The 21,529-nt window shown below is 70.6% G+C and carries 21 protein-coding genes; 8 read left to right on the top strand and 13 right to left on the bottom strand.

The features are described 5' to 3' along the window. Window positions 1–95 precede the first annotated feature (95 nt). The 4 genes from ABZV93_RS21995 to ABZV93_RS21980 all read right to left on the bottom strand — a co-directional run bounded on the left by ABZV93_RS21995 (window position 96) and on the right by ABZV93_RS21980 (window position 3,957). Complete coding sequence (locus tag ABZV93_RS21995) at window positions 96–920, bottom strand: hypothetical protein (protein WP_354939100.1); 825 nt, start codon at window positions 918–920, stop codon at window positions 96–98. Window positions 921–1,150: 230 nt separating this feature from the next. Continuing rightward, on the bottom strand, window positions 1,151–1,972 hold the full coding sequence (locus tag ABZV93_RS21990) for an SDR family oxidoreductase (RefSeq protein WP_354939098.1): 822 nt from the start codon (window positions 1,970–1,972) through the stop codon (window positions 1,151–1,153). A 39-nt stretch (window positions 1,973–2,011) separates the two neighbouring features. Further along, window positions 2,012–2,503 carry a MarR family winged helix-turn-helix transcriptional regulator gene (locus ABZV93_RS21985; protein WP_354939096.1) on the bottom strand — a complete coding sequence of 164 codons (492 nt, stop codon included), beginning with the start codon at window positions 2,501–2,503 and terminating at the stop codon, window positions 2,012–2,014. A 14-nt stretch (window positions 2,504–2,517) separates the two neighbouring features. Beyond that, window positions 2,518–3,957, bottom strand: coding sequence for an MFS transporter (locus ABZV93_RS21980; RefSeq protein ID WP_354939094.1), 1,440 nt, complete (start codon window positions 3,955–3,957; stop codon window positions 2,518–2,520). A 106-nt stretch (window positions 3,958–4,063) separates the two neighbouring features. Here ABZV93_RS21980 and ABZV93_RS21975 point away from each other — a divergent pair, with 106 nt between their 5' ends. The 3 genes from ABZV93_RS21975 to ABZV93_RS21965 all read left to right on the top strand — a co-directional run bounded on the left by ABZV93_RS21975 (window position 4,064) and on the right by ABZV93_RS21965 (window position 5,202). Next, on the top strand, window positions 4,064–4,357 hold the full coding sequence (locus ABZV93_RS21975) for a hypothetical protein (RefSeq protein WP_354939092.1): 294 nt from the start codon (window positions 4,064–4,066) through the stop codon (window positions 4,355–4,357). A gap of 8 nt (window positions 4,358–4,365) precedes the next feature. Continuing rightward, complete coding sequence (locus ABZV93_RS21970; RefSeq protein WP_354939090.1) at window positions 4,366–4,968, top strand: rhodanese-like domain-containing protein; 603 nt, start codon at window positions 4,366–4,368, stop codon at window positions 4,966–4,968. Between the two features lie 66 nt (window positions 4,969–5,034). Beyond that, the gene (locus tag ABZV93_RS21965) at window positions 5,035–5,202 is read left to right on the top strand and encodes a hypothetical protein (RefSeq protein ID WP_354939088.1); all 168 of its coding nucleotides are present in this window, start codon (window positions 5,035–5,037) and stop codon (window positions 5,200–5,202) included. A 124-nt stretch (window positions 5,203–5,326) separates the two neighbouring features. Here the strand turns inward: ABZV93_RS21965 and ABZV93_RS21960 are convergent, their stop codons facing one another. Both ABZV93_RS21960 and ABZV93_RS21955 read right to left on the bottom strand, forming a co-directional pair. Beyond that, window positions 5,327–6,016, bottom strand: a complete 690-nt coding sequence (locus tag ABZV93_RS21960; protein ID WP_354939086.1) for a TetR family transcriptional regulator — start codon at window positions 6,014–6,016, stop codon at window positions 5,327–5,329. Further along, entirely contained in the window at window positions 6,013–7,593 is a 1,581-nt protein-coding gene (locus ABZV93_RS21955; protein ID WP_354939084.1) for an FAD-dependent monooxygenase, read from the bottom strand. The genes ABZV93_RS21960 and ABZV93_RS21955 overlap by 4 nt, the downstream gene beginning before the upstream one ends. A 142-nt stretch (window positions 7,594–7,735) precedes the next feature. Between ABZV93_RS21955 and ABZV93_RS21950 the strand changes: the two genes are divergently transcribed. After that, window positions 7,736–8,560 carry an exodeoxyribonuclease III gene (locus ABZV93_RS21950; RefSeq protein ID WP_354939082.1) on the top strand — a complete coding sequence of 275 codons (825 nt, stop codon included), beginning with the start codon at window positions 7,736–7,738 and terminating at the stop codon, window positions 8,558–8,560. A gap of 9 nt (window positions 8,561–8,569) precedes the next feature. On the opposite strand, the gene ABZV93_RS21945 is transcribed toward ABZV93_RS21950, so the two are convergent. Next, window positions 8,570–9,199: a TIGR03086 family metal-binding protein gene (locus ABZV93_RS21945; RefSeq protein WP_354939080.1), complete on the bottom strand. Its 630-nt coding sequence runs from the start codon at window positions 9,197–9,199 to the stop codon at window positions 8,570–8,572. Window positions 9,200–9,251: 52 nt separating this feature from the next. Here ABZV93_RS21945 and ABZV93_RS21940 point away from each other — a divergent pair, with 52 nt between their 5' ends. Continuing rightward, window positions 9,252–9,788 (top strand): MarR family transcriptional regulator, encoded by a 537-nt coding sequence (locus ABZV93_RS21940; RefSeq protein WP_354939078.1) that lies wholly within the window; start codon window positions 9,252–9,254, stop codon window positions 9,786–9,788. On the opposite strand, the gene ABZV93_RS21935 is transcribed toward ABZV93_RS21940, so the two are convergent. From ABZV93_RS21935 to ABZV93_RS21925, 3 genes are read right to left on the bottom strand one after another with little or no spacing between them, the layout of a single operon-like run. After that, complete coding sequence (locus ABZV93_RS21935; protein ID WP_354939076.1) at window positions 9,785–10,666, bottom strand: ABC-2 family transporter protein; 882 nt, start codon at window positions 10,664–10,666, stop codon at window positions 9,785–9,787. The two genes, ABZV93_RS21940 and ABZV93_RS21935, sit on opposite strands and share 4 nt — an antisense overlap. Then, window positions 10,663–11,487, bottom strand: a complete 825-nt coding sequence (locus tag ABZV93_RS21930) for an ABC-2 family transporter protein (protein WP_354939074.1) — start codon at window positions 11,485–11,487, stop codon at window positions 10,663–10,665. Before ABZV93_RS21930 ends, ABZV93_RS21935 begins: the two co-directional genes overlap by 4 nt. Beyond that, a complete protein-coding gene (locus tag ABZV93_RS21925) occupies window positions 11,484–12,563 on the bottom strand; it encodes an ATP-binding cassette domain-containing protein (protein WP_354939072.1) in 1,080 nt (359 codons plus the stop codon). The genes ABZV93_RS21930 and ABZV93_RS21925 overlap by 4 nt, the downstream gene beginning before the upstream one ends. Window positions 12,564–12,945: 382 nt before the next feature. Between ABZV93_RS21925 and ABZV93_RS21920 the strand changes: the two genes are divergently transcribed. Further along, entirely contained in the window at window positions 12,946–15,201 is a 2,256-nt protein-coding gene (locus ABZV93_RS21920) for an ATP-binding domain-containing protein (protein ID WP_354939070.1), read from the top strand. Between the two features lie 32 nt (window positions 15,202–15,233). On the opposite strand, the gene ABZV93_RS21915 is transcribed toward ABZV93_RS21920, so the two are convergent. Beyond that, on the bottom strand, window positions 15,234–16,631 hold the full coding sequence (locus ABZV93_RS21915) for a hypothetical protein (protein WP_354939068.1): 1,398 nt from the start codon (window positions 16,629–16,631) through the stop codon (window positions 15,234–15,236). 213 nt (window positions 16,632–16,844) lie between these two features. Here ABZV93_RS21915 and ABZV93_RS21910 point away from each other — a divergent pair, with 213 nt between their 5' ends. Continuing rightward, window positions 16,845–18,401: an LCP family protein gene (locus ABZV93_RS21910; RefSeq protein ID WP_354939066.1), complete on the top strand. Its 1,557-nt coding sequence runs from the start codon at window positions 16,845–16,847 to the stop codon at window positions 18,399–18,401. Window positions 18,402–18,497: 96 nt separating this feature from the next. On the opposite strand, the gene ABZV93_RS21905 is transcribed toward ABZV93_RS21910, so the two are convergent. Next, window positions 18,498–19,289, bottom strand: coding sequence for a phytanoyl-CoA dioxygenase family protein (locus ABZV93_RS21905; protein WP_354939064.1), 792 nt, complete (start codon window positions 19,287–19,289; stop codon window positions 18,498–18,500). A gap of 188 nt (window positions 19,290–19,477) precedes the next feature. On the opposite strand from ABZV93_RS21905, the gene glnII reads away from it, so the two are divergent. Next, window positions 19,478–20,497, top strand: a complete 1,020-nt coding sequence (gene glnII / locus ABZV93_RS21900) for a glutamine synthetase (RefSeq protein WP_354939061.1) — start codon at window positions 19,478–19,480, stop codon at window positions 20,495–20,497. 188 nt (window positions 20,498–20,685) lie between these two features. On the opposite strand, the gene ABZV93_RS21895 is transcribed toward glnII, so the two are convergent. Further along, the gene (locus ABZV93_RS21895) at window positions 20,686–21,420 is read right to left on the bottom strand and encodes a hypothetical protein (protein WP_354939059.1); all 735 of its coding nucleotides are present in this window, start codon (window positions 21,418–21,420) and stop codon (window positions 20,686–20,688) included. Between the last annotated feature and the right edge of the window lie 109 nt (window positions 21,421–21,529).

Genomic DNA, 21,529 nt, shown 5'->3' with positions numbered 1-21,529 from the left:
GGTGATCATTTACGGTTCAGGGCGAGCAGTGTAAGCCCGCGGTACCGACATTGCCGCCATCGACGCTGTGGACGTTCGTGGCCACGCCGCTCCGCTCAGCCCTCCGGCGAGAGGTACTCCTCGACGTCGCGCGCGACCACGGCCCCGACCTCGGTGAGCAGAACCTCGACGTCCTCGCGAGTCGGCCGGACGTACCGCGGATCTGCAGGGAGGTTCGGGTCGATCCAGGCAAGCGCACGCGCGGCGTGGTCCGCGTACGCGGGATGATGCCGGCCGAGCATGCCGGCCCCGTTGGCGCGCGCGGTGGTCCAGGTGCGGTCGGGGATGGAGTACACCACCGCGGCCGCCATCAGCAGGCGACGGGCGACCAGCACCGCGACCGCCTCCACCTCGGCCGGGGTGACCGCGGCGTCCAGTCGTTCGGTGAACTGTCTGATCCTCGGAGCGAGCTCCCCGACGAACCCGCGGGCGATCGCCGTGTCCGATCGGCATCGCGGGAGATCCGGGCGCAGGTCGGTCCCGGCAACGTTCACGCAGTAGTGCTTCAGGAAGCAGCGCTCCGCCCGACCCTGGTCGCCCTCGGCAAGGACATCGTCCAGCAGGCCTGGCGAGATACCCACCTCCCGTACGACGGAACGATGTCGCGCCGACAGCTCCTCCCCGATCCGGCGACAGGTCTCGATCCCGCGCGGACTGGTGAGGATCACCGAAAGGTCCAGGTCCGAGGTGGGCGGGACGGCCTGGCCGGTGGCAACGCTCCCATAGAGGTAGAGCCCGTGAAGTTCGGAGCCCAGTCGCGCCTCGACTGTCGTACGAACGTCTGCCAGCACGGCATCGTAGGGCGCGCGGACGTTGGCGAGGTCGGCGCCGGTGGTGATGAACCCGTCCGCGTCCAGTCCTTCCGCCGGGTCCGCCGCCATTGTCAGGACCCCCTTGTTTCCCGAGACCTTCGACCTGACGTGGCCCGGGTGAGCAGTCCGTCGACGAACCGTCGCGCGGAAGCGGTGCACCTTCTCTGGCAAGACTTCCGCCGCCGAGCCCACTGCCCCCCGGGCCGTCGTGGCGATGTACGGGGCCTGGCGCTCACCGTCGTGGCGACGATCGTCCCGTACGTCGACCACGCCACCGGAAACGCCCCACCGCGCTGAAGTCACCGCTGACGATACGAGCGGCCCCGTACGTCGGGGATGCCGGCGAGGTAGTCCTCGAAGGTGACCTTTCCGACCGTCTGGTCCGGGGCCAGATGGGCACCGGACCGGTAGGCGCGGAAGGTCCTGCCCGGAAGTCGTACCGGAAGGATGCGCCGGCGACGGTCGCTCGCTCGCAGGTACGCAGCGGCGAACTCACCCGCCTGCCGTACTTCCGGACCGGCGAAGTCCGGCGCGCGGCCGACAGGCTCGCCGACCGCGAGCGAGGCGAGCCGGGCGGCCACCTCGCCGGCGTCGACAGGCTGGAAGCGGAAGTCGGGGACCGGCATCACGACCGGCGCTGTCGCGGCCGCGGCGAAGACCGTCCGCAGCAGGTCGTGGAACTGCGTCGCGCGCAGGACGGTGTGCGGAAGACCGGACTGCTGGACGAGCTGCTCGGCCGCCAGTTTCCCTTTGTAGTAAGGCAGTGGAATGCGGTCGACGCCGACGATGGAGGTGTACAACAGGTGGGGTGATCCGCCCCGGCCGGCCGCCTCGACAAGCGTGCGTACCAACTGGAGTTCAGCCTGCCGGCCGAACGCGGTCGCGCAGTGCACGACCGCGGCCACCCCGGCGACGGCCTCCGCCACGCCCGCACCCGATCGCAGGTCCGCGGTCGCCCAGGCGTACGGCGAAGCATCGTCGGCCGGCCGAGGACGGCGGCTCATCACCCGCACCCGCGCGCCCTCGTCGAGCAGGTGCTGGACCACCAGCCGGCCGAGCAGTCCGGTGCCACCGGTGACCAGGATCTCCTCGGGCACGGCTGTCTCCTTCCGAGTCGTCACCCTGCATCCTTGTCCCTACGCATTCTTGTCCCCGTCGAGTCACCCGTCTGCTCGGGCGGTCTCGTCGAGGTGTTCCACGAGCCGGAACAGCGCCGGCAGGGCCGCGCGTACCTTCGCCCGATCCTTCTCCGGCAGCGCGCCGAGGGCGGCGTCCAGCCGGCGTTCGTGCGCCTGGGTCCAGGAGGCGAGCTCCGCCCTGCCGGCATCGGTGAGACTGACGACGGACGCGCGACGGTCGTGCGGGTCGACCTCCCGGGTGATCAGTCCGGCCGCCATCATCTGCCCGACGAGGGTGCTGACCGTGCTCGGCGCCAGTCGCTGGCGAGCCGCGAGGTCTCCGGTCCGGGCCGGTGAGTGCTCGGCGAGCACCTGCAACAGCTCGACCTGGGCCATGGGCAGCGCTTCCCACGGGTAGTCGGTACGTATGGACGAACGCAACGCGCGCCGCAGCCGGGTGACAGCCTCGGTGAGCTGCCGGGCGTCGGAGGTGACGGTCGGCGGCGGACGCTCCTGGGACGGCTGCGACGGCATGCCCCAAACCCTAGCTACTCCTGGGCCCTCGACGGCTCCTCGCGTGCGAGGCAGGCGGTCATCACCGCGACGGCGGTGGCGAGGAGCAGCACCACCACGGCACCGTACTCTCCCACAGCACCGGCGGCCGGTCCGGCGAGGTGGAACGCCAGGGTCACCAGCGCCACCCCGAGCGCGGTACCCAGGCCACGGGCCATGTTGACCAGCCCACCGCCGGTCCCGGACGAACGCGTCGGTACGGCGCGCATGATCGTGGCGTTGTTGGCCGGCGTGAAGATCCCCAGGCCCAGCCCGACCAGCCCCAGCAGCGGTGCCAGCAAACCGGGCGTGAACGGTACGACGAGCATGGCTGCCAGGGCGAGGCCGCAGGTCGCGAGGCCGAGGGTCGCCCGGCCCCGGCCGCCGAGGCCCGGCGGGAGCACGCGGTCGGCCACGGCAGCGGCCAGGGCGAACCCCGCCGGCAGCGCGGTGAGGACGAGCCCGGAGGTGAGTTCGGAAACACCTTGGGCGGTCAGCGCGACCGGCACCATCACCAGCGGACCGAACAGCACGAGGTAGCCGCACATCGCACCGAGCAGCCCCCACGACACGGCGCGGTTGCGCAGCAGCGTCACGTCCACCAATGGTTCGGCGGCACGACGCTGCCGCCGGCCGAACGCCACTCCGGAGAGGACTGCCACCGCGAACAGCCCCACCACCGCGGCGAGCGGGAGGTCGAACCCGGACGCGGCCGACACGCCGAGCAGCGCCGTGGTGGTCGCCACGCCCAGCAGCACGAAGCCCGGCCAGTCGAACCGACCGATCGTGTGGTGGCGTACGCGAGTGCGCGGCAGCAGGTAGTGCCCGGCGACCAGTGCCAGCGCACCGACGGGGACGTTGACACCGAACACCCACCGCCACCCGAGGGTGGTCACCAGCACTCCGCCCACGGTCGGCCCGAGGGCCAGCCCCAGCGCCTGCCCCGCGGCCTGCACACCCAGCGCGATGCGCATCCGCTCCCGCGGTGCACTGGTGACGATCAGCGCCACGCTGTTGGCCTGCAGCATCGCCGCGCCCACCGCCTGCAGTACGCGGAACCCGATCAGGGCGATGAGCGACGGCGCCAGCCCGCACGCGGCCGACGCGATCGTGAAAACGACGAAACCGTAGAGATAGAAGAGCTTTCGGCCGTGGGCGTCCGCGAGCCTGCCGACTGGGACGAGCAACGCCACCAACGTGAGCAGGTACGCCACCGACACCCACTCGACCGCGGCCAGCGACGCGGTGAACTCCCGCCGCAGTGCGCCGTAGGTCAACGTCACGATGCTGGCGTCGAGTTGACCCATGAACGCTCCGCCGCACACCGTCGCCACCGCCAGCCACCAGGCACGCGTGTGGTTGCGGACCCGCTCCGGCCGCGGGTGCTCACGAACGAGGACGGCGGCAAGGGAGTGCGGGCGCAGGGCGACGGGCATTCGGATCGTCAGCTCATTTCCGGTCAGTTCATCTCGGGTCGACGCAGAAGGTGATCGCCGGCCGTGCGGCAGAACCATCCGGGCGGCCGTCCATCACAATACTACTGTGGCCGAACTATTCGGTTACCGAACCGACTCATGCGCCCAGGCGACCGCCGCGCGCCGCAACGACGAGCGACGAGCCGGCGGCGTGGCCGGGTCGCGGCACACTCCGCTGCACGAGCTGGGCGAACGCCTGGACGAGGTGCCCGAGAGCGAGGTCTGGGTCTACTGCGGTTCCGGTTACCGCCCGTCGATCGCAGCGTCGGCCCTCGACCGGCCGGGCCGGCGGGTCGTACTCATCGACGACGACGGTTACGATTCGGCCCGCAAAGCCGGTCTTGACACCGAGAACCCGTGAGGAACCCCATGACCCGGGCAACCCATCAGGTCGACGCCCCGACCGTCGCCGGCTGGCTGGCCGGCACAGGCCACGTCGGCACCGATTCCGACGCTGTGACGGTCGTCGACGTCCGCACGCCCGCGGAGTTCGAGTCCGCGCACATCAGGGGTTCGTACAACGTGCCGCTGCGACTGCTGGACGAGCACGCTCACCAACTGCGTGACCGCCTCGGCCACCGGATCGTGCTCGTGTGCCAGTCCGGCATCCGGGCCGACCAGGCCAGGAAGCGTCTCGCCTCCGTCGGCATGGACGGCCTGCTCGTCCTGGACGGCGGTGTCCCCGCCTACGCCGCCGCCGGCGGAAACGTCGTCTACGGGCGCAGGCAGTGGTCGATCGAGCGGCAGGTACGCCTGGTCGCGGGCCTGCTCGTCCTCCTGGGCACGCTGACTAGCCTGGTGGTGCCGTGGATGCTCGCCCTCGCGACCTTCGTCGGTGCCGGGCTGACGTTCGCCGGGCTCACCGACAACTGCATGATGGGCCGCCTGCTGGCCCGCCTCCCGTACAACCGGGGTGACGAGCCCAGCGCCGAGACGGTTCTGGACCGGCTCCCCACGAGCCGGGCGGCATGACACCCGGCGCGGACTCCACGAGGTGACGCCGCGACGACCGCGGCGCTTCTGCTCGCGCTGGTCGTCGTGGGCGTCTCGGCACTCACCGGCCTCGTCCCACGTCTGCGGACCGGGCGGATCCGGTGGCGGATCGCCCCGGTGTTCGGCCTGCCCGGCGCGGCGGCCGCCTTCGGTGGCGCCGCTGTCAACCGGCCGTTGCCACCTTGGGTCGTGCTTGCGGGTTCGCCGTCCTGATGGTCAGCGCCGCCGTCCGGATGCTCCGCGAACCCTCCGAGGAAGGGGGTGCCTGCCCAAGCGGTCGCCACCGGAGCCGTCGTCGGCTTCCTGACCGGACTGTTCGGCGTCGGCGGCGGGTTCCTCAGCGTCGACCCCGCCGCGATCGAGCACTGACGTTCGTCTGCAGGAGTGCGCCGAAGGCCCGATCAATGAGGTCGGGCAGTTCCTCGGCACCTTCCCCGTCCACCCAGGCGGCGATCGCGGTGGTGAGCGCGCCCCGCGCCGCCGCGGCGACGACCCTGATCTCCAGGGTGACGTCCGTGCGTGCCCGGGCGGCCAGCGCACGAGCGAGCATGTCCTCCGTGGCGCCGAGGTTGCCGGCCATCCTCGCCCGCAGGGCCGGGGTGCGCAGCACCAGCCTGCAGCGCACCAGCAGACCCTCCCGGTCCTCGGCGTAGACGAGTCCCAGCCCTTCCCGGACCGCCTCGCGCAGCGCGATGAGCGGACCCTCTCCTGCGGGCCGCCGCTGGATGAGGTCGACGAGCACGGGGTCGTACTCGTCGTTCTCGACCACCGCCTCCTTGCTGGGGAAGTACCGGAAGAACGTCATATGGGAGACGCCGGCGGCTGCGGCGATCTCGGCGACAGTGGTCGACTCGTACCCCTGGGCGAGGAACAGTCGTAGCGCCTGCTCCTGGATCAGGCGGCGGGTCCGCGCCTTGCGTTGTTCACGCAGGCCAGGCCGCCGGCCGCCGCCGGAGTCGTCGGTGTCGCCGGAGCCTCCAGAGTCGTCCGCACTGTTCCCGGAACGCCTGGCACCCGGCGTGCTCACCGTCGACCTCCCTCCAGTGCGTGGCCGATCCACGCGCCCACCCGCTCGGCCGCGCTGGCCGGGTCCTTGTCGGCTCGGTCCGCGCGGCAGGCCAGATGCCCGTCGGGGCGGACGAGAAGGATGTCACCGGCCGACGAGTCGAGCGGCTCCAACGGCTCCAAGACGGTCACCAGGTCGGCGCCCAGCCGAGACGCGGCGGAGTCGGCGGCCGACCCGGTGACCGTAGGAGATCCCAGCAGAACCCATCGTCCGCCAAGCTCGGCGTGCAGCCGGGTAGGAGTTCCGTCGGCGCGCCGGCAGGACAGGTCCGGCACCCGGTCACCAGCCCGCGGGCGGCGCCGAGGGGCCGCGAACCCCCGGCGGCGTTCTCCTCGAGCCAGAACACCACGCCGATAACCGATCCTCAGCTGTGATGCCTGCTCCCAGATCAGCCGTTGGACGAAGGGGCGTTTCAGTACGGGCACGAACACCCCGTCCCGGATCAGGCGAGCGGGTGCACTGTCGCCCAGGACGACCCTGGTCATCGCGCTGGTGGAGTCGAGCACCTCGGAGGCGACCGGCCGGCGCTCGTTCTCGTAGGTGTCCAGCAGCGTGACGTCGGCACGTCCACGCGCCACCAGGGCGAGCTTCCACGCGAGGTTCTCCGCGTCACCGAGCCCGGTGTTCATCCCCTGCCCGCCGAGTGGGCTGTGGATGTGTGCGGCGTCTCCGGCGAGCATGATCCGCCCCTGCCGGTAGCGGTCGGCAAGTCGCCGGTGGACGCGGAACGTCGAGGTCCAGACGACGTTCTTCACCGCCGGGGCGGCGAGCCCGGTGTGGCCGGACCAGGAGGCGAGCAAGGCGGGCACCACCTCCTCGCCCGTGGCTGCGGCCGGGAGTGGTTCGGCCGGTGCCATCAGCCGCCACAGGTCCGCGCCCGGCAACGGGAACACCCCCAGCATCTGGTCGGTGCGAAGCCACACCGCCACCTCGTCCCGCGGGATCGGGAGATCGGCCTGAACGTCCGCCAGCAGGAACCGCTCGATCAGCGCGACCCCCGGGAAGCCGATGCCTGCCAGCTTTCGGACCTGACTGTGCGCGCCGTCGCAGCCGACCACCCAGGACGCCCGGAACTTCTCCTGCGCGGCGTTCGTGCCACCCCGCGCGGCCGTCGCGACAACGACGCCCTCGCGATCCTGGGTGACGTCAGCCACCTCCCGGCCCCACTCCACCGAGCCGCCGAGGTCACGCAGGCGCGAACGCAAGGCAGCCTCCACCTCGGCCTGGGAGACGAGGAGGCCCGGCCTGGTCACCAGCGGGGTCGGCCGTCCGACCTCCAGTGTCCCCACCCGGGAGCCGCCCACGTGGATCGCGATCCGGCCGATCCGCACCGAGCGGTCGGCCAGGTCACCGAGGGCGCCGAGGTGGTCGAGCACCTCCGCGCCGCGTGGTTGCAGCCCGAGCGCGCGGGAGGTGGCCGCCGGACCCGGCGCCTTGTCCAGTACGCGAACGGAGACACCGTTGGCAAGCAACCCGCAGGCAAGAGCCAGCCCGGTCGGGCCCGCACCCGCGATCGCAACCTCAACTTCAGAGCACATGCAGGAAGTGTTATCGACTATCACTAGTTAGTCAATAACAGTTCGGTGAGGCGTCCGGGGAGACGGCCTCGCCTCACGGCGGCCATCGGCGAACCTGCCACGGAGGCGGATGGGCCACCCGGAAGGGGTATAACGCGTACCTATGAGATTCGCGACATGGAACGTCAATTCGGTCGGCGCGCGGCTACCACGGCTGCACGAGTGGCTCGACCTCGCCGAGCCCGACGTGCTGTGCCTGCAGGAGACCAAGGTCGCCGGGGACGCCTTCCCCAGTCAGGGTGCGATCGAGCGTGGCTACGAGGTGGCGGCTCACGGCGAGGGGCGCTGGAACGGCGTCGCGATCCTGTCCCGGGTGGGGCTGGAAGAGGTCTCCCGCGGCTTCCCCGGCGAGCCGCTCGCACCCGCGCCGGCCGACAGCGACCCCACTCTCGTCGACGTGCCGGGCCGATCCGTGCCCGAGGCCCGTGCGATCGGCGCGACCTGCGGGCCGCTGCGCGTGTGGTCCGTCTACGTCCCGAACGGGCGGTCACTCGACAGCCCGCAGTTCCCGTACAAGCTGCGCTGGCTGGCCGCACTGCGCGCCGCCCTCGAACCAGAGGTGCGTTCCGGTGACCCGTTCGTCGTCGCCGGGGACTTCAACGTCGCGCCCACCGACGACGACGTCTGGGACCCGTCGGTGTTCGCCGAATCGACCCACGTCACCGACGACGAACGCCGCGAGCTCGCGGAGCTTCGCGCACTCGGGCTGGACGACGTACCGGCGCGCGCTCTCAAGCACGGAACGCCGTACACCTACTGGGACTACCGCGCCGGGATGTTCCACAAGAACCAGGGCATGCGGATCGACCTGGTGTACGCGAGCCGGCCGGCGGCTTCGACCGTCACCGACGCCTACGTCGACCGTGAAGCCCGCAAGGGAAAGGGCCCCTCCGACCACGCCCCGGTGGTGGTCGACCTCGACCTGTGAGGGCGGGTGTCAGGCCGGCCAGTTCGGTGAGCGGCCGAGGTGGGCGACCACCTGGTCGAGGCGTGATCCGCCGCTGAAGGCAACCTCCGGGCCGAACGCTGCGCCGGGTACCAGCCTGGCCTCGCCGGTCGGCACCATCTGCGCGATCTCGTACGCCGCCTCCACCGCCGCCGCGGCCAGGTTCGGGGTCAGTCCCAGCGCCTTCGCGACGTCCCAGGAGTGCACCACGTAGTCGACGAGGTGGAAGCTGATCGCCTGGTGGCCGGGAAACGGCTCCTCGCGGAACTCGTGGAGCAGGAACATCCGGTCGAGTACCCCCTCCGCGGCGAACGCGTCCAGCACGCGTTCGGCGGAGTCGCGGTAGGCGCCGAACGGATCGTCGCCGAGGGAGCTCACCTCCCAGACCCCCGGGTCGGTCTCGCCCCGCGCCGCGGCGGCGAAGCCGTTGTGCTGGACGGCCATGTGGGTGAGCAGCCCCTCCAGCGTCCATTCCGCGCACGGTGTCGGTCTGGTCAGGTCCGCCGGCGTGGCTCGCGCCACGAGATCGATGCTGACACCGACCGCGTGCGCGTCGAGCGCGACGAGGTCTGCGGAACCGCCCGGTGACCGGGTGGTCGAGTTCTCCTGATTAATAGACATGCGCGTATCGTATGCGAGAGCACATCATTGCGCCACTGTTATCTTCGAGCACGTGACCGACCGGGCAGGCAGACGCCGTGACAGCGGCGACCGCGACAGTGCACGTCGTGAGGGGGCACGCCGCGGGAACGCCCACCGCGAGAGCGACCGCCGCGACCTCGGGGCGATGGTGCATCCGGTGCTGCGGTTGCTCATCGCGGTCGAGCTGCCGATCCTCGCCGCGCACGAGGTCTCGATGTGGGGCTACAGCGTGCTCACGGCCCTGGACGACGGACCGGTGCGCACCCAGGCCACGTTGGCGGAGGCGATCGGGGCGGACAAGACCCGGATCATCGGCACCCTCGACGAGTTGCAGGCCGCCGGGCTGATCTCGCGTACGCCCGATCCGAACGACCGCCGTGCTCGATTGCTGGAGATCACGGACGAGGGCCGCCGGGTCCGCCGGGCGGCCCGGGCGGAGATCAGGGCCGCGGAGGAGCGCCTGCTCTCCGCCCTGACCCCCGCCGAACGCACCACCTTCGTACGCGCGCTGGAGAAACTGTCCGTACTGACTCCGGACGACCTGCCGGACGTTCGGGATCTGCCCTAGCTGCTGGCGCTGGCGTAGGAACGCAGGCCGCGCCGCCACTGCAGGCGGACGAGCGTCACCGCGACCGCGGCGAGCACGACGCCTCCCACCACCGGCAGCCGGCCGACGCCGCCATGCAGCGCCTGCGCCGGAAGCGTCGACGCGAACGCCACCGGGAACACGAACGTGAGAAACGTACGGACCGCGAACGGGAAGAACACCAGCGGATATCGGCCCGACTCGGCCAGGCTGGTGTACAGCATGCCGATCGGGTTCACCGACTGGATCCAGAACGCGGCGAACGACATCGCACACCACACGCAGGCCAGCAGTACGGTTCCACAGGCGGCGAGGACGAGCGCCTGCGCGATCTGCAGCGGATTCGGGCTTGCCCCCGAACGGACCAGGCCGAACACCAGCAGCACCAGACCGCTGACCACGTTGCCGAGTTCGGCGACGTTGATCCACCGCAGCGTCAGGTAGAACTGGCTGGAGACAGGGCGGACGAGCACCACGTCGAGTTCGCCCTCGGTGATGTAGGTCGTCATCCGTTGCAGGTTGGGCGCCACGAACGCCGCGAGCACTCCCGTCACGACCTGGTACACACCGACGAGGGTGAGCACCTGTGCCTGCGACCAGCCGCGCATGTCGTCGGTGTAGCCGTACAGCAGGAGGATCGGGACGAGCGCAAGGCCGAGTTGCACCACTCCGACGGCCAGCGTGGTCACGAAGTGCGCGCGGTAGTGGGTCTCGCGCACGATCGCCTGTGCCAGGAACCGCCGCCACAGCCGCAGATGCCGTGTCTGCCTCCGCAGCCAGGTCCGGTCGATCGGTTCCCTGGGATCGGCGTACGTACGAGTCGTTGCCGTTGTCGGTGTCGGTACCGGCTTCGGGGTCATGCGCCCACCGCCGAGTATCCGCGGATCCCGGCCGCCCAGACCAGCCGAGCGAGGACGCCGAACCCGACGACGTAGCCGAGCTGAACGCCCAGGCCGGTGAGGATCTCCGTGTTCGACAGGTGGCCGGCGACGATCTCGACCGGGAACGACACGGTGTAGCGGAACGGCTGCAGGTCGACGAACCCGCGCGACCAGTCCGGCATCAGCGCCAGCGGGACGATCGCGCCGGAGAGCACGTTCGCGATGATCAGCCGCGCCTGGTGCAGCGCCGTCACGTCGTCCATCCAGAACGTCAGCGCGGCGACCAGGATGTCGATCGTGAACACCAGGACAGCGGCGAGCACGACACTGACCGCGAACACCGCGAGGTGGCCCGGCCCGGACGGCACGCTCATCGAGTCACGGAAGATCCACCACAGCACACCGACCATGGGCACCAGGGCGCAGGTCTTGAGGATCTTCTCCGAGAGGTTGTTGGCAACGAAGTCCAGCAGCAACGACGCGGGCCGCACCATCCAGCTGGACAGCCGACCGAGCCTGATGTCCCTGGACAGGAAGCCGGTCATCCACGACGAGGTGGCCATCGTGACGATGCTCAGCAACACGAAGTACGTGGTGAGGTAGTGCTCGTCAACCGGGAGTTGCGCGCCGTTGGCGAGCGCCGTACGCCAGATGAGCAGGGAGATGATCGGCACACTGATGTTCGCCGCCATGAAGACGACCCACTCGCCGCGGTAGGTCAGCGACATGGCGACGTGGGCGGCGGTCATCCGCCGCATGATCCGGAGATTGCGCCGGACGGTGAGCAGCAACCGGTTCATCGCGTCTCCCCCTTGCCGACGGCCTCGGTGCCGGCCCTGCCAGTGGCCTCAGCGCCGACCGTGCCGCGACGAAGGAACAGGTCGCGCATGATCTCCTCGATGTCGGTGTCCGCGACGTCGAGGTCCACCAGCGGGCCGAGCCTGGTCAGCCGTTCCAGAAGCTCCCCGGTGTGTTCCCGCTCGACCTCCAGCGACACGGTCAGGTCCGAGCCGCCACTCGCGACCGCGACACCCTCCAGGCCGGTCAGCCGGCTCGCGTCGACAGCCCGCGCGTACGTCGCCCGGACGAGCTTGCGCGGGCGTGCGGCGTGGACGAGCCCACTCAGGCTTCCGTCGTACTGCAGCCGACCGTGGTCGATGACCATCACCCGGGAGCAGAGCGCCTCGATGTCGTCCATGTCGTGGCTGGTGACCAGGATCGTGGTGCCGTGGCGCCGGGTCACCTCGGCGAGGAACGCCCGGACACGGGCCTTGGCCACCACGTCCAGGCCGATCGTCGGCTCGTCCAGGAAGAGGATCTCCGGCCGGTGGACGAGTGCGGCCATGAGTTCGAGCTTCATCCGTTCGCCGAGGGAGACCTTGCGTACCTGGACGTTCAGCAGGTCGCGCACCTCGAGCAGGTCGGCCAGTTCGTCGACGTTGCGGCCGAACTCCGCCGCGGACAGGTCGTACATCTCCTTGTGCAGCAGCAGGCTCTCCATCGCCGGAACGTCCCACCACAGCATCGTCTTCTGGCCCATCACCAGCGCGATCCGGCGGAGGTAGTCCGGGCGGCGCCGGGACGGTGTGTGCCCGAGAACCTCCAGCTCACCGGAGGTCGGGTAGAGCAGACCGGACAGCATCTTCAGCGTCGTGGTCTTGCCGGCGCCGTTCGGCCCGAGCAGGCCGACGACCTCGCCGCGTCCGATCGTGAAGTCGATGCCGTCCACAGCGAGGCGCGTCTGGTACCTGCGCCGGACGAGGCTGCGGACCGCGCCGGCCAGCCCGGCGCCCTGGTCGTGGAAGGTGTAGGTCTTGGTGAGCCCGGCTGCCGAGATCACCGCGGGTCGGTCGGGGGAGGCGTGAATCGATGTCACGGGTGGCACCGCTTTCGAGATTTCGCTGAGGGTTCGGACCGGGCAGCGTCAATGCGCGAGGCGCAGAGCTGGCCCACCAAATCTCGCCGGGCGGGGTCATACCCTGGGGCACCTTCGCAGGTGCCGGGCTGCCATCGGGCAGATTAGGCGCACGGCACGAGCCCGGTCACCCCGGAATCCCGGCCGGGCGGCCACGAGCGGGAAAACGGCTTCCGCTCGCCGGGGCGCGCTGGTAGCGTGCGATGGCTTGTCGTACGGACAGTAGTGCCGGAGAGCAGGGACCGAACCGAGCCGGTTGCGCCGCCCCTTCGAGGGCGGCCCTGGAGCGGGGGCCCGCGCCCACTGCTGACGAGTGCCTGACAACCATCGTGGAGGCTCCTTCATGGCCCCTGCCCCGTCCACCCCCTCCGCCTCGTCGAACGTCGCTGCCCCGTCCGAATCCCCCGAATTCCCTGCTCCGTCCGACCCCGCCGTAGACCCGGAACTGGCCGCCGAACGCGCGCACCTGCGAGTGGCCCGGGCCGCCCTGGAACGCATGCACGGCGAGGTGGTCGACACCGAGACGCCGGTCATCGTCAACTCCGGCACCGACAGCTACTGGGACAACAAGTTCTACGAGTGGTCGCGGGAGCACCGCGCCGAGGTTCTGCTCGACCTGCCGAAGATCCCGTTGTTCTTCGGGCGACTGGACTGTGAGCCGGGCGCGGTGTTCGACCACGCCGACCACGCCGGCCGCGTACCGAGCCCCGACGGTGAGGTCGACCGGATCTACATCGGCCGCCGCCACATCCGCGAACCCGACGGCACACCGCTGGTGATCGACTGGCGCGCCCGGGTCGCGATGCCGTTCTACCGGGCCGGGCCCGCCGATCCCCAGCAGGTGCTGGTCCGCCGCCGGCACGGCTTCGCCCACGAGCCCGGGCCCGAGGGCTTCGTGGACGTGACGGCGTACGAGGACGAGCCGGTGAGCAGCGCGCAGGCCGGCGCGGCGGAGGGCTTCTCCGAGCTGGTGACCGCGGAGATCGAGCGGCCGCGGTCGGGACCGATGCGCGACATCGTGGCCACCATCCAGCCCGACCAGGACGTACTCGTCAGGGCGCCGCTGGACACCACGATCTGCGTGCAGGGAGCGCCGGGCACCGGCAAGACGGCGGTCGGCCTGCACCGGGTCGCCTACCTGCTCTACGCCGAACGCACCCGGCTGGCCCGTGACGGCGGGATCGCGATCATCGGACCGAACCGCTCGTTCCTGCAGTACATCCGGCACGTGCTGCCGGCGCTCGGCGAGGTCTTCGTCCAGCAGCTCACGTTCCCGGACCTGATCCGGCGCTACTACCCCGACCATCCGATCGCCGAAGGTGAGGAGGAGACCGTCACGGTCACCGTGAAGGGCGACGCCCGGATGGCGGCCGTGCTACGGCGCGCACTGTGGTCGGGTGTGGAGGTCGGGGACGAGATCGAGGCGCTGGTCTACAGCAAGGGCGCGAACCGCTTCCGGGTGCCCGACTACGAAGTGCGCGAGATCGCCGCGGGTGTGGTGGAGACCGCCACCCGCTATGCCCCCGGCCGCACCACGCTCGCACAACGGCTGGCGCACGCGGTGCTGCTGCGGATGGAACAACGCGGTGGGACCCCGGACGACCGCACCCAGAACGCGGTGGCCAGGTCGGCCCCGGTCCGGAAGATTCTCAACCAGGTCTGGCCGCAGCGTACGCCGGAGCAGGTACTGCACCGGCTGCTGTCGGACGCCGACTTCCTCGCCGAGGCGGCCGGCGACGACCTCACCCCGGAGGAGCGGAAGGCACTGCTCTGGCGCAAGCCGTACCGCTCGGTGAAGTCGGCCCGCTGGTCCGAGGCGGACCTGGTCCTCCTCGACGAGCTGGGCGAACTCCTCGAACGCGAACCCCGCCGCGGCCACCTGGTCGTGGACGAGGCGCAGGACCTGTCCGCCATGCAGCTTCGGGCGCTCGGCCGGCGGTGCCGTACGGCCACCGTGCTCGGCGACCTGGCCCAGGCCACCACGCCGTACGCCTCCACCTCCTGGCAGAGCGTCCTGGCCGAACTCGGCTCCGGCGAGGCGAGCGAGATCGTGGAGCTCACCCGGGGCTTCCGGGTCCCGGCTGCCATCATCGAGTACGCCGCGAGACTCCTCCCGTCACTGCAGCCGGACCTCGCCAAGCCGGTCAGCCTCCGGCGAGCCGCGGGCGGACTCGAGATCACCGCGACCGCCGGGTCGGCAGTGGCTGCCGAGGACGTCCTCCACGCCTGCCTGCGGATCGACGAGGAGGGTGGCCGCGCGGGCTCGATCGGTGTCATCGCCGCCGACGGGGAGATCAGGAGGATCTTCGACCACCTCCGCGCCGACCCGACGCGATCGGCCCTCGACAAGTCCGGGTTGACACCGGCCATGCTCGGCGACACCGAGAACGCCCTGGAACACTTCCGGCTCGTGTGCGTGCCCGCCTCGCTGGCCAAGGGCCTGGAGTTCGACGGTGTGGTCGTGGTCGAGCCCGCGACGATCGTCGACGCCGAGCCACGAGGGCTGAACCGGCTGTACGTCGCTCTCACCCGCGCGGTCTCCGCCCTCACCGTCCTGCACGCCCGGCCGCTGCCGGCCGAGCTCGCAAGCGGAGGTTGACGCCGTACGCACCGAGCGGCCAGGAGCCCCGGCTACCCGGTCGACCGCCGGCGGCCGACGAACCGCCTGAGCTTTCCGGTCGCGGCGGTGCGCGGGATCTCCTCGACGGCGTGCACCGTGATCGTGGCGGCAGGGATGCCGTACGGCCGCAGTGACTCGCCCAGCGCCGTGACCACGGCCGTCACGTCGGGCGATCCGACCACCAGCACGTCCGCGCCCGTTGCAGTCTGGCGTACCTGGTACTCCGAGATGCGCGGATCGGTGCCCAGCACGTGCCGGAACGCGGCTGCCGGGACCAACTGCTCGCCGTAACGGAAGTCGTCGTCGCGGCGGCCGGCGATGTCGGCGACCCGGCGCATCGCGCTCCCGCACTCGCACCGTCCGGGCAGCAGCGTGACCTCGTCGCCGAGGTCGTAACGGATGAAGGGAAATGTGCGGCCGGCGAGGCCGGTGGCCAGCGTGCGGACGGCCGGCTCGTCCGGCCCGACGGGCTTCCCGGCAGCGTCCACGCGTTCGAGGATCACCTCGTCCTCGCTGATGTGCAGGCCCTCGCCCAGACCGCAACCGACCGCCTGGACACCGATCTCGGTGGATCCCCAGAGGTTGTGGAGGGGTGCGCCCCAGGCGGCGTCGATCGCCTCGCGGTCCTCCTCGCCGAGTGGTTCGGAGTTCGTGCTCACCCGTACGGGGCGGATGTCGAGCTCCCCTGCGACCACTGCCCGGGCGAGGCGTCCGACCACCGACGCATAGCCCACCAGATGTGTCGGCCGCACCTGCGCCACCGCGTGCAGTACCTGCTCGAACGGCGCCGCCGCGGGGACCACGAACGTCTCCATCCACGGCAGGGTGGCGACGTCGAACAGCGGCGTGCTGGCATGGGGTGGTTCGCCGGCCTCGAGCACCGCAAGCCGCGCTTGACCGCCTCCCCCGCCAGTGCCCGACGGATGCTCGGCTCGGGTCTGCCACCGCCAGGCGAGACAGGCCAAGGTGGCGAACTGGTCCCAGTCCCACACGTACACCCCGCGCACACCGCTGGAGCCACCCGAGCTGAACACCTGCAGGCCCGTGGGCGTGTAGGAGAACCACGGCTGGTCGGCAAGGACCCGTTCCGCACCGGCAAGGTCGATGTCGGGCACGGTGACGATCCGGTCCCACTCGTCTGTAACGTCCTGCTTGAGCATCACCGGCAGGCGGGCGAGATCCTCGACGGTGACCGTGGCCGGATCGAGGTCACCGATCCGAGCGGCATGGAAGGCCGAACGCTCGCGGGCGACACCGAGCAGCGACCGCAGCCGTTCGGTCCGGTAGAGATCGATGCGCTCGCGTGGCCACGCCAGCCGCGCCACATGATCGGCGAGCGAGGCGCGCACGACGTGCAGGTGCGCGGCTCGCAGCCGCTCGTACGCCGCCTTCGGATCGCCCAGGACCACCCGCCCAGTGTCCCCCGGGAGTGCGTCGAACGACTGCCGAACGGCCCTGTCCCGGGCGGGTCCGGCGGCAGGTCCTGCACGTTCACCCCTGTGCGGGAAGGCGATGCACGCATAGATGCACGACACCTCGGCGACGATGCGACCCTGTCAGCAGGGCCCGGTCCAGGAAGCGTGAATCGGGCGGAACGATCGCGACGGTACGGGGGTTCGGGGATGTCCGGCGGCGTCGCGCGGGAGTACCGCTCCGCCAGCACCCGCCGGCGGCGCCGCTGCCTGGTCGGGCTGGTGCTCGTGATGGTGATGGTCGCAGCCGGCGCGGCGGCCCGTGCGGTCGTGACCCGGCTGAGCGACAACCTCCGGACCTTCGACGGACGGGGAATCGACACCGATCGCCCGCCGCCGGCCAAACCCGGCCGAGCCGGGGCCACTCCGGTGAACCTGTTGCTGATCGGCTCGGACTCACGGGCCGGGGGGAACGACCGGCTTGCCGGCGGCACCCAGGCGGCGGGCCGCTCCGACACCGCGATCGTGGTGCACGTGTACGCCGACCGCAGGCGTGCCGTCGCGGTCTCGATCCCGCGCGACGCCCTGGTCGACATTCCCCGGTGCCGGCTGCCGGACGGCGGTTGGGCGGCACCACGCCGGCAGGCGATGTTCAACGCCGCGTTCAACACCGGATCAACTGCCGAGGGCAACCCGGCGTGTACCCAGAACACCGTGGAGAAGCTGACCGGTCTTCGCATCGACCACACGGTCGTCGTGGACTTCGAGGGCTTCGCCGCGATCACGGAGGCGGTCGGCGGGGTCCGGGTGTGCGTGCCCAACGACGTGTACGCCGGCGACCTGAACCCCTATCTTCCTGACCGGGGCAGCCTGCTGTTCGCCAAGGGCATGCAGACCGTGTCCGGACGCCGCGCCCTCGACTACGTACGTCTTCGCCACGGCATCGGCGACGGCTCCGACATCGGCCGGATCAAACGCCAGCAGGCGTTCCTCGCCGCCCTGGCCAGGAAGATCCGCGGGTCTGGCATCGATCCCAGGACGCTGGCGCCACTTGCCGAAGCGGCCACCAGAGCTCTCACGGTCGACCCCGCACTCGGATCCGCGCCGAAGCTGATCGGTTTCGCCATGTCCCTACGCCACCTGAGGCTGCACGACATCGAGTTCGTCACCGTGCCGTCCCGTTACGCCGGCCGGACGAAGGTCGCGTTCGTCCGGCCGGCCGCCGGCCGGGTGTGGGCAGCGCTACGAGCCGACCGCCCGGTGGGCGCCGTCGCACCGTCGGGTGGAGAGCAACCCTCCGGTGGCAACCGCCCCTTGACAGCTCCGCGCGCCCCGGCAGGAGGGGTGAGCAACAACCGCGCCCCGGGGCCCGGCCTGGGCACGCAGGTCGCCGTCTACAACGGCACCGGCATTCCGCGCCTCGCCCGGGCCGCCGCGACTCAACTGCAGACGGTCGGGTTCACCGTCGGCGACGTGGTCGACGCCGGGACAGCCGATGTCGCCACCACCACGATCACCTACGCTCCCGGCTCGCAGGCCGCCGCGTTCGCCCTTGCCGCGCTGTTCCCCCACGCTCGGCTGCTGCCGACGAGCGGCCCGAGCGAGGGGGACGGCACGGACGTGAACCTCGTCCTCGGCCGCGACTACGCGGCCCGTACGACCAGGGCCGAGACGCCGCCCACCTCCGTCCCGGCGGTCCGGCCGCGCACCGCCGCCGACGACGCGTGCGAGGACCTCTCCTACGGGCCGCCGGTGCCAACACGCTGACTCCCGGCGGCGCGAGCACATGGACGACATCGAGAACGCTCGGGAGGACTTCGACTTCCGTACACAGGAGGCCTCCGCGTCCCGCGAGTGACTGCCCTACGTGATCCCGTCGATGGCGTCCAGGATGGCGGCCTCCACCGGGTAGGCACCCTCGCGGTCGGTGAGTGGGAACGATCCCAGCAGCGCAACGCCGGGTTGCGCCATGATGCGCGGCGTCGTCCCGCGGTGCGGCCAGGAGGCCGCGTGAACCAGGAACGGGTGGCACAGGTAGACGTCCCCGGCCGATCCGGTGGCATGGGCGAGTGGCCGGTCCGCACTTGCCCGCTGCACCAGTGTGCCCAACTCCACCCCGCCGAAGCCCTCGTCGCCTCGCCGGGCGAGCACGCGCGCCGCGTCCGCGTGGGAACCGACGCGGACCCGGGTCGGCGCGTCGTCGGGCCCCACGTCGGTGAAGAGGAAGAGCGCGAGCAACCCGCGGTCTCGGCTGCGCAGGTTGGTGTGCCACGCGTCACCCACCGGGAAACTTCCTTCCACGTGCCATCCGGTGTCGCGGGGATCCTCGTTGGAGGGAAAGCGGACGGGGACGGTGCCGCCGACGCCCTGGCGCTTCCACCAGCGGTCCGGCCCGATCAGTTGGTCGTACGCCTCCCACAGAACCGTCGAGGTTCCGGCTGCGGCGAACGGCGCACCGTCGCTCCCGCCTTCGGGGCAGTCGACGCGTACGACCGGCGACGACCAGGTTGACCGGTCCTCACGCGAGCGACCGCGCTCGGCGAGCCGGTCCCAGATCACGTCGACACACGCCTCGACGGTCGAAAGCGAGACAGCCGCCGGCACCCGAACGAAGCCGTCGCGGACAAAGGCGGAGATCTGCTCCTCGGACAGCATGGGACAGACACTTGTCAGCCCGGCCGCAGCCGTCAACCGGATAAGCCGTCGGTCCCCCGTGGACCGCGGACTCGGCCAACTGGTTCATACCCGCGTAACACAGGGGCAACGGGTGCGAAACCGCGCGTTGTGACGCTGAGGTGACCGAGTTCCCCGCGAGATTCCGCGCGCCCCGAGGATGGTGCCCCGTGAGTTACAAGGCTGAGTACATCTGGATCGACGGTACGGAGCCGACCGCCAAGCTGCGTTCGAAGACAAAGATCGTCGGCGACGGCGAGAAGCCCGGCACGTGGGGCTTCGACGGTTCGAGCACCAACCAGGCCACCGGCCGATTCTCCGACCTCGTACTCAAGCCGGTCGCCACGTACCCCGATCCCATCCGCGGCGGCAGCGACGTTCTCGTCCTCTGCGAGGTCTTCACGGTCGACGACACGCCGCACCGGTCCAACACGCGTTCGCTGCTACGTCCGGTCGCCGAGCAGTTCGCGGACCAGGAGCCGCTCTTCGGCATCGAGCAGGAGTACACCTTCTTCCAGGGTTCCCGCCCTCTCGGCTTTCCCGAGGCCGGATACCCGGCTCCGCAGGGAGGCTACTACTGCGGCGTGGGGGCGGATGAGATCTTCGGCCGGGAGATCGTCGAGAAGCACCTCGACAACTGCCTCGCCGCGGGCCTGACGATCTCCGGCATCAACGCGGAGGTCATGCCCGGCCAGTGGGAGTTCCAGGTCGGCCCGCTGAACCCGCTGGACGTCGCCGACCAGTTGTGGATCGCGCGCTGGCTGCTGTACCGCACGGCCGAGGACTTCGGCATCTCCGCCACGCTGGATCCCAAGCCCGCCAAGGGAGACTGGAACGGCGCGGGTGCGCACACCAACTTCTCCACCAAGGCGATGCGCTCGGGATACGACGCGATCATCGAGGCCTGCGAGGCTCTCGGCCGCGACGACAAGCCGCGCGAGCACATCCAGCAGTACGGCGCGGGGATCGAGGCTCGCCTCACCGGCGCCCACGAGACCGCTCCGTGGAACGAGTACAACTACGGCGTTTCCGACCGCGGCGCCTCCGTCCGCATTCCGTGGCAGGTCGAGGTCGACAAGCAGGGCTACATCGAGGACCGTCGCCCGAACGCGAACGCCGATCCCTACGTCGTCACCCGGCTCATCGTCGACACGTGCTGCTCCGCGCTGGACAAGGCGTTCCTGCTCTGACCGTCAGGACGGCGATCACATAATTGTGCACGTGCGCGTCGGGGTGGATCGGCCGGTGCGGGAGCCGCACCACGGTCTCGGCCTGCTCCCGCCAGCGCTCCATCAACGCGCGGAAACCCGGCTCACCTCACATACGTACGTCGTGGTCAGTGTCGCCAAGGCCATGCGATCCTCTCCGGCTCGGCTCGTCAGGCCTGTGGAAGCAGATCGGCACCGAGCGCCGTCGGACACAGGTGGCGTTCGATGTGCTCCACCACGAGTTCGGTCCCGCGTTGGTGGCTGACGTACGGCGGCATGGCGGGGTTGTACATCGCGTCGGTCAGGTCCCTCAGCAGAACCGGCGACAGGCCCCACCGCACCAGGTTTCTCAGCCCGAACGACCGGCGCAGCACACACATGTTGGTGTGTACCCCCGCGACCAGAACGACATCACGCTTCTCCTGGCGGAGCAGGCTGTAGATCTCACCGCCGTCGTCGGAGATGGCGTCCTCGTCCTCGACCGCGATGGCAGGGTGCTGGCGGGTCCAGACCGGGGACCACGAGGTCTCGCCGGTGTCCGAACCGCCGTCGGAGTCGTCGATCGGAAGCGGTGGTTCCGGGAGGGCCGGTGCGTCCGGCGGCTCCACGGTCCGGACGTCGAGCACCCGTTGACGTGCCGGGTGTGCGGCGTAGAAGTCCAGGGTGTCCGACGGCGCGTGCACGATCAGTACGCCGGCGCCTCGCAGGTGGCGGGCTACCTGGTCGATGACCGGCGCCAGCAGGTCGACACGCTCGGCCGCACCCCGGCTCCAGTGGTGATCCCAGACGTCGCAGAGCACCAGCGCGGTCTGGGAAGCGGACACCTCCGCCGTCGATGTCGCCGGTTCTCCGCCGTCGTCGCGTCGCCGCAGCGTCAGTGACAACATGTCCTGTCCGTAGCTCATCTGCTCTCCTCGTCCGTCGCCGACGACCTGGGAACGCGCATTCACACGGATATGACGATCTGCCTAGCCTCATCCGTATGACGAGCCCGAGCAAGCCACTTTCGCCTGC

It is taken from the genome of Actinopolymorpha sp. NPDC004070 (genome assembly GCF_040610475.1).
Taxonomy (GTDB): Bacteria; Actinomycetota; Actinomycetes; order Propionibacteriales; family Actinopolymorphaceae; genus Actinopolymorpha.
This window is presented reverse-complemented; position numbering and strand designations above follow the sequence as displayed.